This is a genomic window from Iningainema tapete BLCC-T55, from assembly GCF_014698965.1.
Lineage (GTDB): Bacteria > Cyanobacteriota > Cyanobacteriia > Cyanobacteriales > Nostocaceae > Iningainema > Iningainema tapete.
Genome location: NZ_JACXAE010000098.1, coordinates 240,532 through 255,098, shown reverse-complemented (window position 1 = coordinate 255,098; position 14,567 = coordinate 240,532). Strand labels below are relative to the sequence as shown.

7 protein-coding genes are annotated in these 14,567 nt (G+C 40.4%); 3 read left to right on the top strand and 4 right to left on the bottom strand.

Annotated elements, in window-relative coordinates:
• Positions 1-36 precede the first annotated feature (36 nt).
• The gene (locus ICL16_RS33155) at positions 37-5,586 is read right to left on the bottom strand and encodes a trifunctional serine/threonine-protein kinase/ATP-binding protein/sensor histidine kinase (protein ID WP_238361064.1); all 5,550 of its coding nucleotides are present in this window, start codon (positions 5,584-5,586) and stop codon (positions 37-39) included.
• Between the two features lie 40 nt (positions 5,587-5,626).
• Here ICL16_RS33155 and ICL16_RS33150 point away from each other — a divergent pair, with 40 nt between their 5' ends.
• On the top strand, positions 5,627-6,835 hold the full coding sequence (locus ICL16_RS33150) for a NupC/NupG family nucleoside CNT transporter (RefSeq protein WP_190835823.1): 1,209 nt from the start codon (positions 5,627-5,629) through the stop codon (positions 6,833-6,835).
• 32 nt (positions 6,836-6,867) lie between these two features.
• Here the strand turns inward: ICL16_RS33150 and ICL16_RS33145 are convergent, their stop codons facing one another.
• Positions 6,868-8,307 carry an FAD-dependent oxidoreductase gene (locus tag ICL16_RS33145; RefSeq protein WP_238361063.1) on the bottom strand — a complete coding sequence of 480 codons (1,440 nt, stop codon included), beginning with the start codon at positions 8,305-8,307 and terminating at the stop codon, positions 6,868-6,870.
• A gap of 92 nt (positions 8,308-8,399) precedes the next feature.
• Positions 8,400-9,374 (bottom strand): SDR family NAD(P)-dependent oxidoreductase, encoded by a 975-nt coding sequence (locus ICL16_RS33140; protein ID WP_190835822.1) that lies wholly within the window; start codon positions 9,372-9,374, stop codon positions 8,400-8,402.
• A gap of 15 nt (positions 9,375-9,389) precedes the next feature.
• On the opposite strand from ICL16_RS33140, the gene ICL16_RS33135 reads away from it, so the two are divergent.
• Positions 9,390-10,667 carry a hypothetical protein gene (locus ICL16_RS33135; RefSeq protein WP_190835821.1) on the top strand — a complete coding sequence of 426 codons (1,278 nt, stop codon included), beginning with the start codon at positions 9,390-9,392 and terminating at the stop codon, positions 10,665-10,667.
• Positions 10,636-11,760: a DNA (cytosine-5-)-methyltransferase gene (locus ICL16_RS33130; RefSeq protein WP_190835820.1), complete on the top strand. Its 1,125-nt coding sequence runs from the start codon at positions 10,636-10,638 to the stop codon at positions 11,758-11,760. The genes ICL16_RS33135 and ICL16_RS33130 overlap by 32 nt, the downstream gene beginning before the upstream one ends.
• Before the next feature lie 373 nt (positions 11,761-12,133).
• Here ICL16_RS33130 and ICL16_RS33125 read toward each other — a convergent pair whose 3' ends face one another.
• Entirely contained in the window at positions 12,134-14,536 is a 2,403-nt protein-coding gene (locus tag ICL16_RS33125; protein ID WP_190835819.1) for a tetratricopeptide repeat protein, read from the bottom strand.
• Between the last annotated feature and the right edge of the window lie 31 nt (positions 14,537-14,567).

The following is a 14,567-nucleotide window of genomic DNA, read 5'->3' as shown; positions in this document are numbered from 1 at the left end:
CGCAAATTTTTGAAAAAACACCGTACATGTGTAGAGTCACAAAATCATTGGAATGGCGATCGCAAACTCGGTTCCTTTGCCAATTTCTGACTGACAAGTGAGGGTTCCCCCGTGCTTTTCGACAACAATTTGACGGGCAATTGTCAATCCTAAACCTGTACCTTTACCCACAGGTTTAGTTGTGTACAAATGTTCAAAAATTTTCTGCTTAACTTCCTCTGTCATTCCCACTCCATTATCTTGAATCCGAATTACAACACTTGTCTTTTCTAAATTTACTTCTGTGCGAATCCAAATCTGTGGATTTTGGATTAGTATTTCTCCCCGACTCCCCTGCTCCCCGACTCCCCTGCTCAAAAGCTCCTCTATCGCATCAATCGCATTTGCTAACAAGTTCATAAATACCTGATTTAGTTGCCCACCAAAGCATTCAACTTGGGGCAAATCACCGTAGTCTTTGATTACAGAAATTGCAGGGCGAGTCTCGGTTGCTTTGAGACGATGCTGGAGAATCAAGATGGTACTGTCAATGCCTTCATGGATATTGAAGGGAATTTTGTGTTCTGTATCTGCCCGCGAAAAGGTGCGCAAACTGGTGCTAATATTACGAATGCGATCGATACCCAGTTTCATTGAAGAAATTAGTTTTGGCAAATCCTCTTGCAGAAATTCTAGATTCATCGCTTCGATTTCGTTTTCAATTTCTTCAACTGGGTTGGGATAGTGCTGTTGATAAAGGTTAATCAGGTTGATTAAGTCTTGAATGTATTCTTTAGCTGGTTGTAAATTACCTGCAATGAATCCCACAGGGTTGTTGATTTCGTGGGCTACTCCTGCAACTAGATTCCCTAATGCGGACATTTTCTCGTTTTGCACGAGTTGTAGTTGCATTTGTTTAAGGTTTTCTAAGGAATCTTGAGATTGCTGATAAAGACGAGCATTTTCTAAGGAAATAGCAGCTTGGGAACACAGGAGGTTGATGAGGGTGAGGCGATCGCTTGTAAATACTCCTGCTGTGAGTTTATTCTCTAAGTATAGGATAGCTATTAACTTGCCTTGAGTGAGAATTGGGGTACATAATATACTTTTGGGTTGTTGTTGGTTAATGTAGCGATCGCTTGCAAAAAAAGTTTGGATAGTCGCATCATCTATCACCAGTGTTTCTAAAGTGCGATTTACATAATTTATCAGAGTGGTAGGAATTTCTTGAGTAGAATCAACAGGGGTAGATTGTAAGACTATTGTTGCTTCCCCGATAGCCATTGCTTCTATCACTAAGGAGTTGGCTTTAATCATGATTAAAGCACATTTTTGAGCTGCTACATTCTCAAGCACCACTTGCATCAATGCGGATAGCAATTTATCCAGTTCAATTTCACTAGAAAGTGCAAGAGATGCTTTAATCACCGTTGCCAAATCTAAAGCTGCTGAAACACTTGTGCTACTAGAAACGATTGTTCGGTTACTCCGACTAATAGATTTTGATTGATGGGTGGAATTGGTGAGGGTGTCATCACAATTGAGTCGATTTTCTCTTTGTAAAATGGGAGTTAGTAATTGCCCATAATATTTTTCTAAGTCATTTATTTTGGCTATTGCTCCCCATCGAGCATAGCAGTAATAAGCTTCTGTCAGATATACTTGTGCTATTTTATCTTTGCCCAATTGTAAATAAAACTTAGCTGCCAGTTCGTTAGCAAGGGCTTCTTCTTGAAGATATTCGTTTTCTTTAGCTAGAACAATAGCTTTGTCATAATACTCCATTGCTTCCAGCTTTTGATTGAGAACACGATACCGTTCTGCTTCCACTAGATAAAATTTATGCAGATAATTCATAGGCGCATAGTATGCCCATTTTTGTAATTTTAGTTGGTTATCTGCTACTTGTTCAAGTAAATGCTTTTGTGTCGATCTTTCGGAATATCCCGCCAAGGCTGTTAACGAATCATAAAAATGAAAAATAGGCACGGTAACGTATCCTATGCCTCCTGCTAAATAATGTCTGGCTTTAGCTGCAATTTCTATCACTAAATCTTGTGAGTCACAAAACATGTAACAGAGAATGAGTTTATGAACATAAAACGAATGAAGTCCAGTGAGATCGTTTGCTTCTAGTAACAGCGGTAAAAATTTCTCTTCCTTGTCTACTTCACCTGATAAAATATAGGGATTATTTGTTCTTCCTAGTAAGTTTAACACGGCTTGCCAATAGATGTGACAATAATTTAATGTAGTTACTTGCTTGAGGTTGACTAGGACTTTACTATAAACCCTTATTTCTTTTTCTAGTTTTTCTAATTCTAGACTACTTAAATAAGAATACTGGCAGATGTCTTTAACAGCGTAGCCAACAAATTCTAGATCTCCTGTTTCTAGTCCTACTTGATAACTTTCTAGTAAAAATGGTAAAGTCTTACGAAGGTGTGACTTACCATGAAGAACTAATGAGCCTAAGATTAACAATGTTCGGGATTTTATTTCTTTAGCATTGATTTTTTTCATCAAACCTAAAGCTAACCTACCAATCAAATCTGCTGCTTCAATATCTTGTACTATACCATTTAAAATCACACCGTAACTTGCATAAAAAAAGGCAGAAAACGGTGCATTTCCATGCTGAATTGATGCGTTAACCTGAGATAATATCATTAGTGGATATAAGATGGGAGAAGCTATATATATAGCTGGCATCACACTTGATACTATACGCATGATAGCTAGTTGCTCGGCATCCGTCATCAATGGCAAGTCAATCAAGTCTTCAACGGTTTTCTGAGCTAGTAATGCTTTTGTTTCTTGGAGTGCTTGCTGAATATCCTCCTGGGTGGGAATGTCTGGAAAACTTACTCCAAACTGAAGGAGTAATTGTTGTGCGATCGCAATTGATTGTAAAAGTTTGTTCTGCGATGTATATGCTTGAATTTTAATCTCATAGACTTTAATTTTGTCAAGTAAAGTTTTAGCTTGGTTGAACACAGTTTCCGCCAATTGTTCCATCAAATCAAAAGAACCATATAAGTAAGCAGCCTCAACAGCTAACTCATACAGTGCCAAACTTAACTCATATTGCTCCCAACTATCTGCTAGCAGCTTTATTCCCACGTTTACATACTCAATAGCAGCCCCATAGGCAGTAGCAGCCTTTGCTTTACGAACAGCAATTAAATTCAACTGTGCTAGTTCTTCTCTTTCAGCCTGCTGCGTAATTAACTCTACACCTGCATTTAACTGATTGACAATCTGACAAATCTTTTCTTGAAGGTCATTTACTTCCGTATTTTTTAACAAAAGACGCCCAATTGTCAAGTGAGTTAACTGTTTTTTGTCTGCTGGAATTAGAGAATAAGCTGCTTGTTGTACTCTATCATGAAGGAATTTATAATTTGGTAATTGCTCATTGCTAATTGCTAATTGTTCATTGCTATTAACCATTAGCAATTGACTATTAGCAGTTTCTTCTTGATAAAACTTATAAACTTCAGTTGTGGGAATAACAAGCCCTTCTTGCATAGCTTTCCACAAATCTGCCGCAGTCTCATTTTGAGATTTTTCATATACAATGGACAGTGTGTTTAAATCAAACTGATTACCAATACAAGCCGCTAGCTTTAAAATTGCCTGAGTAGGTTGTGGCAACTTTTGTAGTTGTAGCGCCATAAACTCTACCACATCATCCGTGAGCGCCAATGCTTTTACCTGAGCAATATCACATTGCCACCCCACCCCCCTCTGTCCCCCCGAACTTCGGGGGGATGAAAGGGGGGTGAGGGACAGAGGGGGGTTAAAATTAATCAGCCCATCTTCATATAAAGCTTTGAGAAATTGATTGCTAAAGAAGGGATTACCTTGTGTTTTATGAAAAACTAATTCAGTCAGAGGTAAAGCAAGTTCTTTTGTACAATTAAGAGTATCGGCAACTAAATGATTTAAATCAGATTGTTGCAAAGGTGTAAGAGTAATAGTATTAATAGTTACTCCTTTTGCTTGAATTTGTTGTAAAGTTAGCATTAAAGGATGTAGAGACGCATAATTTTGCGTCTTTACTTCATTATCCCGATAAGTACCCAAAAATAATAAATAGCCATCTCTGTCATTCATTAATAATTGCATTAAATTCAAAGATGCTGAATCTGCCCATTGCAAATCATCGATAAATATCACTAAAGGATGCTTAAGGGTTGTAAAAACTTGGATGAATTTAGGTAACAGTAAATTAAAGCGGTTTTGAGCAGCGCTACCAGAAAGTTCAACAATAGGGGGTTGTTGTCCAATAATTTTTTCTAATTCGGGAATAACATCAATAATTACCCTACCTTGTGTACCCAAAGCAGCTAAAATTTTAGTTTTCCACTGTTGTAGTTGAGCATCCGTTTCACTTAGTAATTGCAGCATTAAGTCTCGAAAAGCTTGCACGAATGCACTCAAAGGAACATTGCGCCCCAATTGATCAAATTTACCTTTGATAAAATAACCCCGTTGTTTTACAATAGGTTTATGGACTTCGTTAATCACAGCAGTTTTACCAATACCAGATAAACCTGCAACTAAAACCATCTCAGTTTTTCCCGCTGCTACTCGCGCAAAGGCATCAAGTAACTCTTTCACTTGTGCTTCACGCCCATAAAGTTTTTCTGGTATCATAAAGCGATCGCTTTGATCACTTTGCCCTAATTTAAAAGTGTAAATAGTTCCAGTTTCATTCCAGGCTTGTAAACACACGAGTAAGTCATGTTGTAACCCCAAAGCGCTTTGATACCTATCTTCGGCGTTTTTCGCCATCAATTTACTAATAATTTCTGAGAGGATTGGAGGAATGTCAGGATTAAGATGATGGACTTGTGGAGGAAGCTTCGCCAAATGACAGTATACTAAATCCATCGGGTCATCCGATACAAACGGTAGCTGTCCGGTTAGAAGTTCAAAAAAGGTGACACCCAAAGAATAGAAGTCACTACGGAAGTCAATACCCCGGTTCATTCGTCCAGTTTGTTCGGGAGACAGGTAAGCAAGTGTTCCTTCAAGAATGTTGGGATTGGTGAGAGTTTGTGTTTCTCTGGGTAGTAGGGAAGCGATACTAAAGTCGATCAGTTTAACTTGCTTAGTACTGGGATTAATCAAGATGTTGGCAGGTTTGATATCTTTGTGAATCACTCGGTGGCGATACAGTTCATATAGGGTTGTGACGATTTGCAAGGCAATATGCAGAAATTCTTGTAGAGACGCGCCATGGCGCGTCTCTACATTGGTGATGTAATCCTGAAGGGAAACACCGCCAAAATCCTCCATAATTAAGGCGTAGCTATTTTGGTGGTTTTCCAGGTTATAGGTTTTGATAATACCATCAATGTCAAGGTTTTTGGCAATGGTGTACTGATTGCGGAACTGTACGAGTTCGTTGAAAGTGGGATATTCACGCCGCAGCAGTTTGATTACCACTGGTTTTTGGTCTAATTCTCTCACACCTCGATAAACCTGGGTTCTGGTGCCATTGTAAATTTGTTCTTTAATTTGATACCCAGTCAGTGCCACCATAACCGTTTTCTCCCTACACAAATATTCTTCTGAGTGCAGGTTTATTGTTCCCATTTTTGTGTATGTTTTAGTGATTCATGGTTCGGAAGTGATTATGGAGCGTGTTATATCTGCACTGGGGCTATTAGTTTTCGTAGGCATATCCTACGCCTTCTCTATCAACCGTCACGCCGTGCGTTGGGGAACTGTGGCGTGGGGGTTGGGGTTGGAGTTTGTATTTGCTCTACTAATTCTGAAAACGCCTTGGGGGTTGAAAGTATTTAAATCTTTGGGCGATGTGGTAAGTAACTTTTTAGCATTTTCTGATGTTGGGGCAAAGTTCGTGTTTGGAGATAATTTTAAGGAGCACCTATTTGCTTTCCAAGTGCTACCCACAATTATCTTTTTTTCTGCCTTCATCAGTGTGTTGTATCACTACGGCATCTTACAGCGGATAGTGAGTGGCTTGGCATGGGTAATGATGAGGACGATGAAAACATCTGGGGCTGAGTCTTTATCCTGTGCTGGTAATATCTTTGTAGGACCAACTGAGTCACCGCTGATAGTTAAGCCTTTTGTAGCAACTATGACGCAATCAGAATTGTTTGCGGTAATGACAGGAGGTTTTGCGACAGTTGCAGGCGGAGTATTGGGAGCATATTTATCTTTTGGTATACCAGCAGAACACTTAATTGCTGCTTTCTTTATGACTGCTCCCACATCTTTGGTGGTAGCAAAACTGCTTTACCCAGAAACGGAAGTATCTGATACTGTGGGTAAGGTAAAGATGGAAGTCAAAACCAACTATGTTAACGTAATTGATGCTGCTACTACGGGAGCATTGGACGGTGTAAAAATGGCAGTTAACGTCGGGGTGATGATTATTGCCTTTTTGGGGTTGTTAGCTGCTGTTGATGCAATGCTTGGATGGTTCGGTTCGTTGGTTGGCTTGCGCTCCTTGTCTTTGCAGTGGATACTATCTTTTATTATGGCTCCCGTAGCTTGGTTGATGGGTGTGCCTATGGCTGATTGTGGAAAGGTGGGGGCGTTGTTGGGTAAAAAGACAATTCTCAATGAGTTTATCGCTTACTTGGATTTGAAGACGCTGATTGAGAAGCAGCAAATTTCGCAGCATGCAGTAATTATTGCTACTTATGCATTATGTAATTTTGCTAATTTAGGTTCGGTTGGTATTACTATAGGTGGAATTAGTGCGATCGCACCCCAACGCCAGCACGACTTAGCTCGTATGGGTATCCGCGCAATGATTGGGGGATTGCTAGCTGGTTTTATTACCGCTTGTATTGCCGGAATGTTAGTTTGATTTAAAAATATGAGCTACATTCCGTCTGCGTACTATTTTTCCGGATTGGCACGCAAACCCCTATTAAGCAGGACTTGTACCAAAACATTGAGTTGGAATAATTTGGTTGTTGGCTCCAGCAAGTGCATGACTTGTGCAAAAACTTTGTATACTTCTGCATTTTTACTTGCAGTATGCATTACTTGATCGAGATACCAATGCATCAACTTAATCAATAAATTTGGTCGCCCTCCTTGGGTTGTAGACCATCGAAAATCGTCGCTAGTCGCCATTAGCCAAGGGGTTGTATTAACTCTAGCTAGTTGTTTTTGAAAGCGCAAAGCAAAACCTGTAAACTTTCGATTATGTTGTTTGAGACAACGATCTAAAGTTACAGCACCCAGGGCAGCAACAGTCATACCTTGACCATAGACGGGATTGAAAGTACAGGCTGCATCACCTAACACAATAAAGTTTTCTGGTATTCGGGAAAGCTGCTCGTAGTGACGCCAACAATTCTCCGTGCGCTGGTATCCATAAATAGGAGTTAGAGGTTTAGCATCAGCGATCGCATTATAAATTTCCGGCTCTTTGAGAGAGCGAGCAAAGTTGAGAAAGCCTGTTTCATCGGTAGGAGGATAATCTCGACCAACGCCTATAAGACAAACCATCCAGTGACCGTTTTCTATCTGATAAAGTGTACCACCTCGGGTATCTTTTGGAGCTTGAGGCATGATGTATAATGCTTTGCATTTTGGTAAAATATCACTTAGGGATTCATAAAAGCGAGTGGCATACCCCAGAAAAGAATTGACCTTTGTCTCCTTGGGTATCTCATATCCAAGCATCTGTAACCATTGAGATGCTTTTGAATTTCGCCCGGAAGCATCTACCACCAATTGGGCATTCAGTTCTGTTTTGCTCCCATCACTGTTTTGAATTTGAACTCCCGTAATTGTAGCTTTATTGGTATCAGCTAATAAATTTGTGACAAGTGTCTTTTCTAAAAATTTTATAGAGTTATTATTAGCTAAACGGTTGCGTACAGTGGCTTCTAAAAGGTTGCGCGTGCAGCCATAGCTAATTATGTCAGATGTAAAGCGCGGAGTCCAATGACCGAGTAACAGTAGAGGACAATCTGCTGTGAAATCAATTAATTGTGTTCCTTGGTTAATAATTTCTTCTTGCAGTCCTGGAAATAACTCCTCAAAAATGCGCTGTCCTCGTGCTAGCAGTGCGTGTGTTTGGTGTGATTGGGGGACTCCTTGCCGAGGTTCTGGTCTTTCTGGATAGCGATCGCGTTCAATAATAGTGACTTGCTCAAAGTATTTTGTCAGTACATGGACTGCTAACAATCCAGCAATACCACCGCCAATAACAATAGCGTGAGGTTGTTTGTCATGTTTGTTTTCTCGTACCGTATTTTTGCTTTTTTGGTAGAGAGATATAGTCTGACCCAACATGTTTGTTTGTTCGCGTGTCACAATTGTCATTATCTCACCTTTTTCTTAGCAAATGCTACAGTAGTTTTCAAGAGAATATTTTTCAAATATATTTTTTAACTATTGTTACAAGAGCGCTCTAGTCAAATTTTAGGTGAACTCAATATGAACTGTATTAAAAGTGACCAAGGCACTTTAAAGTCAGGTATAAGCCATGAGTATTCTCTCAGTGCGGGCAACGCCGAGGGTAAAATAAAACGCAAAGAGCGTAGCGACACGGGACGATTTCCATCTCTATCTACCAGTCCATATTGCTTTGCTAGTTCGGCAACAATTTGCACTCCTCCTGTACGGCGGATTACATTTGGATCGCTTGCAAGTGCAGCAATAACCCATCCTGTTAACAAGGGAGTTTCCCAATTGTAACGTTCGGTAAACACAGCGTAATTCTTATCCGTAACATTTTTCTCGTTCATGGATGATGCTAGCTGGGAAATATGTTCAGTCCCTACAATTCCGGGCCAAATTGAAATAGAAGTGATGTTATGCGGCTTTAGCTCAACAGCCATGTCAGCAGCTAGGCGATCGCAAGCTGCTTTACCAGTACCGTATGCTGTACCAAAGATATAAGACAAGCCGCCCCAAGAGGAAATGGTGCAAATCAGTCCAGAATTACGCTTAGTCATCATCCGGGCAGCAAAAACACTTGCTACGTAGTGACTACGAAGACCAACATTGTTGGCAGCATCCCATAGGCTTGGTTCACAATCCCAAAATGGTTGCCCATTAGCATCTCTTAATACCTGAACTCCTGAATAAACATTATTAACAAGCAGGTCGAGATGTCCTTGCTCATCCTCGATGCGCTCAAAAAGCAAACGCACCTGCTCGTCGTTGCTGTGATCTACTTGCACGGGAATACATACGCCACCAGCTTCCTCAACAGCTGCTTGAGTTTCAGTTAGACTACCATGAACATCACTTGAATTAGAATTGTTGAGACTGCGACCAGTAATATACACAGTAGCACCAGCTTCACCAAGACCAATGGCAATTCCCTTACCAATGCCCCGTGTAGCACCTGTAACCAATGTTACTTTATCCTTAAGGTGTTTCATTTTTGATTTAAAAATATGAGTGATCGGCAATTAGATTCAGTTAATGTTGATTGGATGGAGCATCTGCTTGGAAGAGTCAAAGTGCTTGAAGTACACCCGCATGAAGAAGCTCTAACTGCAATTCTTGTGGAACAAGCTCTAGAAAATGCTAGAATGACTTCTACTTCGCCTGGTCTTTCACTGGCAGCTGCTTTTGACCTAATTGTAGCCGCTGAATATTATACAAAATTAGCTCATAAGGGTTGGTTGTACTGTCCAGAAGATGATTCTCCTCTTTTAGTTTATCCATACACCAACACCTGCACCCGATGCGTTTTAAAAGGTAATTTTTGCTTTCACCAAGCAAACAAACTTCCATCTGGAACAATTGGTAAAACAACAAGTCGTTTGCTTTGTGTGTTTCTCAAGCGCTTGTTTGAACTTAATTCACAAAATAATCTCAAAATTTATCGTGGCGCAGAGCCTGTTGATGTCATCATCTATGACGAAACAGAAAAGGTAGTTTTGCTGGCAGAAGTGAAAGCCGCTCCACTAACTACACTTGCCTTAGCAGTTCCTGTAGAGTTACAAACTGAGCTTGGAGAAGACGGTGAACCAGTACCTAGGTTACACGCTGCTACAGACAATTCGTTTCTTACGTCATCTAATTTGCATATTCTTTTGCCCAAATTTCAAAAGGAAAGTTGGCACTACGATCTGATTAATTTGGGAGTAAAAGGAAGCAGTAGTTCTTCAACATGGGCATACGAGCAAATAGGAAGAGTATTTGGTAATGATAACCAACTGTTTTACCGTTACTTTCAGTTTTGGAATATTGCTTATTCTGCATATAACAAGGCTGCACGGGGAAAAGGGACTTTACCTGAACCTGTATATTGGCTTACAAATGCTTGCGGACAACCTATTCCTAAACCTGTTAATTGGCCAATCAGAAAAAGCGGTGAAGGTTACGAATCTATTTCAGATAGTAAATCTAGTGTAGGTATGGATAGAACTGATGATATTAAAAAGGGAATATACCAAGTGTTAAAGATTGCGGCTACAGGCAAACCAAAGCAAAGTAAAGTGGCAGTAAAAACAGCTTTGATGTCCAATATTCATGCTGTTAGACATTATAATGATTATTTGCTGGAACTTCAAGATATTGTGTGGACTATAGATGATACTGCTAAAGCCAAGAAGGTTGCTGACTTGTCACCAGAAAAAGAGATATATAATTTATTTGATGGTATAATCACGTTTACACAAAGCTATATAAGAGATGAATGGATTTCCCAAAAGTTTCAATTCTAATAGTACACTTAAAATTATTCCAAATCACATTGCAAGGCGAGTTGGAGCAGACGTACAAAAACGGATTGATGCACTAAAAATAGGTCAAAAAATGCAAGATCTGCCAGAAGAACTGTGGCATGAGAGTTTTAAATTCTATGTAAAGCACGACCCAAACCGACAAGGCGGACCAAATCTCAGAATGATTCGCCTTGACCCCGATAAACCCTCGTTGACTGTTACAGGTTACGTCTTTAATAAATTTGTTCACCCCTACGAAAACAGATTTATTACTGTGCGAGAAGCAGCTCGTTTACAGGGTTTTCCCGATGATTTGAAATTTGAGGGAACGCTCACAAGTACGCAGCTTCAGGTAGGTAATGCTGTACCTGTACCACTAGCAAAAGCTGTGTTTGAAAATTTAGTTTACCAAGCACAGTCTCTAGGATTTGAAAATCGTTCTCTTAAAGCTTTCAGCTTATTTAGCGGTGCAGGAGGTATGGACATTGGCGCTCATTTTACAGACTGCATAGAGACTCGCGTAACTCTGGATAATTGGTTAGATGCTTGTGCAACATTGCGCGGTTTTTTCGGTGAGCGTGTTTGCGTTGTTGAAAAAGATATTTCTAGCATAGAAGATCCTTTAAGTCTATGGCAAAATACTTCGGGCGAAGTTATTCCCCCAGACATTGTATTTGGAGGTCCTCCTTGCCAAGCGTTTAGTCAAGCTGGCAAACAGAAAGGCTTCCAAGATTGTCGGGGTGCAATGATTTATGAGTTTTTACGGTTTGTAGAAAATTTGAAACCGCCCTTTTTTGTGATGGAAAATGTATCTAATCTCAAAGGTATTGGAGGTGGTAGTTTATATCAAGAGATTTTAGAAAAGATGAAAAATTTAGGATACAACGTATCGGTTGGCATACTTCTTGCCGCCGATTTTGGTACTCCTCAGTTTCGGCGTCGATTGTTCTTTCTTGGTTGTCGCCAAGACATTGGCAGTATTAATTTACCACTACCTACTCATAGTCCTGAACTAGAATTATTCAATCTTAAGCCATATATAACTGTTAGTGAAGCGTTTTTTGACTTACCTGAAGTAGAGTTTAAGAGATGATATTATGAACCAGTTATAAAGAGTGATTCGTTATAATGCTTAAAAATATTATGTTTACTGAGCTAGAAAAATTGCTGTTAAAGCTAGGTTTCATTTCCTTGCCAACAGCTGGCTCTCATAAAGTTTTTAAGTTTCCATCATCGGGAGCATTAGTGATTCTACCTAATTATGATAAAAAGGCGTATGTCCATCCTATTTATTTGGTAGCTGTAAGCCGAGTATTGATAGAAAACGAGTTAATCAACAGAAGTGCTTTTGACAGTTTCCTCGAAAAGATACCTAGCTAAGAAACACGGGTAAGAAAATGATCATGAAGCAGTTTGCCGCATGGGCGCGACTAAAGAGCGCACGCCCTAAATTCCCAAACCAACCCCTACCATTCCTTTATCCCCAGTACCTCTTGTAACAGCTTGCGTTCTTCGATGGGTAGTTCTAGCAAGACACGTTGATCGCCTTTTGTTTCACGATAGCGAACAGCAGCATTTAGTAGACGTAAGGGAATTTGAAATTCAGGGCGATCATCTACTATTTCTTGCCATATTTCCAGCCATGTTCTTGCTACTTTGTCGCTCACTATTTCTGACATTAATGTGGGAATACTTGGTACAAGTCCCTGCGCCAATGCTGAGGAAACTTGGTGCTTATCGTAAAGCTCTATCAAGGTTTTTATGCGACTGTTCCACATTGCTTGGTCTTGGGTGCTTTTGAACAGGTTGTAGACGATGCTCTCTGTACGACGCGGAAGTTTACCCAGCACCCAATCTGGATTTCTCCAAGTTGTTCCATCATCAGGGTCAAGCTCAATTACCTGGTTATAGGATGACAAGGCTTCTTCATAACGTTCCAGTTTCCCTAGCATCCAGCCTTGGTTTTTCCATGCGGCTGCATCATCAGGGTCAAGCTCAATTACCTGGTTATAGGATGACAAGGCTTCCTCATAGCGTTCGAGTTTTTTCAGCACCCAGCCTCGGTTTTTCCAATCACTTGCATCAAAAGGATAAAGTTTAATTAACTTGTCGTAGCAGACTAAGGCTTCTTCATAGCGCTCAAGTTTTCCCAGCACCCAGCCTCGGTTTTTCCAAGTAGTCACATCATCCGAGTCAAGCTCAATTACCCAGTCATACAATGCTAAAGCTTCTTCATAGCGTTCGAGTTTTTTCAGCACCCAGCCTCGGTTTTTCCAAGTAGCCACATCATCAGAGTCAAGCTCAATTACACAGTCATATGATGCTAAAGCTTCTTCATAGCGTTCCAGTTTTTCTAGTGTCACGCCTCGATTGAACCAAGTTGTTCCATTGTTTAAGTCCAGCTCAATCGCCTTATCATAAGACACTAACGCTTCTTCGTAGCGTCCAAGTTCATCTAAGCAGTATCCTTGATTTAACCAGTCCCAACTGTGACCGCGAATTTCTACTAGTTTCTGTGCGACTTGTAAGGCATGGAAAAATTCAGCCTTATCAAGGTAAGTTTCAGAGTTATCTATCAACATAGCCACATGCGGGTCTTCACTTTCGTGTTTAATTGCCCGTAACGCGTGAAGCACATATTCTCGCTCCACTTTCGCATTAGGTGGAAGTAACTCCAATCGCTCTTGCAATTCTTGCCGCGTATACCAAAGCCGCAAAAAGTCCACGAATAATCGTATTGGTTCACCTCGCTGCTTCTTCACTTCCAGACAAAAGCGCATCAACGGTTCTTGCAGTTCATAAAATGACTCACGCCCGATCGCATGCGAAGTCACATAGCACTTTTCCCGCAGATCCTTAAGTTGACTAGATGCTGTTTGATGGGTGATGAAACAGCGTTGGGCAATTTCTTTAACAGTAATAGCATGGCGGCGGTCAGATAGAAACTCAATAATCTTTCGCTGCTGCAGCGAAAGCCATACCATTCGTGCCTGATAGTACGGTGTTAAATCATCTAGCATCTGCATGAATGGTTCCACCAGTTCATCTAGTGACTTGCGAGTAAGGAACTGAGATAAAATCACATAAATACGGTGGTTGCCACCTGCTAAATGATGGATTGCTTTGATGCGATCGCGTCCCGTTGATGATTGGATGAAAGATTCTAGTTCCTTATCCTCTTCTAATCTGGCAATATGCCTCAACAAATCTACAGCTTCATCTAATGTTAACTCCTTTAAAGAGTGGGGATAGAAAAAGCCATAAAAAGGATCATCTTGCCGCCTTACTCCATCGAACAAACTTTGTGCTGTTGCCAAAATTGTTATAAATGAATAATTTTGGATGTACGCCCGCAATTGCTTTTGTCCAATATCACTCAACCCGTCGAACAAATCATCTAAATTTTCCATCAAGAGCAGCAGGGTGCGTTTACCAACAAATTCCCTTAGCAATACTGCTGCCTGAAATTCAGCTTCTTCCTGTGACAATTGATAAAGTGCTTCTACTTGCTGATTTAATTTAGTATTATATTCTGCTGGATATTCTTTCTCAAAAGCACGAAATATCCGCAGTAGCAAATCTAAAAAAGATGTAACTCCCCACTCCTCCTCCCGCAGCCATGCTATCAGCAACTTATCTCGTAAATCCTCCATCTTCGAGACGCGGTGATAAATCAGTGCAATCATGTGTGTCTTGCCAATACCTCGCATCCCCACCAACAGGCGGAAATGTTTATTTGCTGTCTGCGCACTTTCACGGATGACTTCTACCAAATCGTCTGCCAATTGATGACGTTGTACTAAGATAGCTTCCAGCGTTTCGGGAGCCATTAAACTTGGTGTAAAGCGAGAGAGGAAGGTGCTTTTCATGCTGTCATTATCCTGGGCAGCTTGTATTTTA

Bases quoted from the DNA above. Each gene is read 5' to 3' on its own strand.
- ICL16_RS33155 (WP_238361064.1), bottom strand. From the start codon at position 5,586: ATGGGAACAATAAACCTGCACTCAGAAGAATATTTGTGTAGGGAGAAA.
- ICL16_RS33150 (WP_190835823.1), top strand. From the start codon at position 5,627: ATGGAGCGTGTTATATCTGCACTGGGGCTATTAGTTTTCGTAGGCATA.
- ICL16_RS33145 (WP_238361063.1), bottom strand. From the start codon at position 8,307: ATGACAATTGTGACACGCGAACAAACAAACATGTTGGGTCAGACTATA.
- ICL16_RS33140 (WP_190835822.1), bottom strand. From the start codon at position 9,374: ATGAAACACCTTAAGGATAAAGTAACATTGGTTACAGGTGCTACACGG.
- ICL16_RS33135 (WP_190835821.1), top strand. From the start codon at position 9,390: ATGAGTGATCGGCAATTAGATTCAGTTAATGTTGATTGGATGGAGCAT.
- ICL16_RS33130 (WP_190835820.1), top strand. From the start codon at position 10,636: ATGAATGGATTTCCCAAAAGTTTCAATTCTAATAGTACACTTAAAATT.
- ICL16_RS33125 (WP_190835819.1), bottom strand. From the start codon at position 14,536: ATGAAAAGCACCTTCCTCTCTCGCTTTACACCAAGTTTAATGGCTCCC.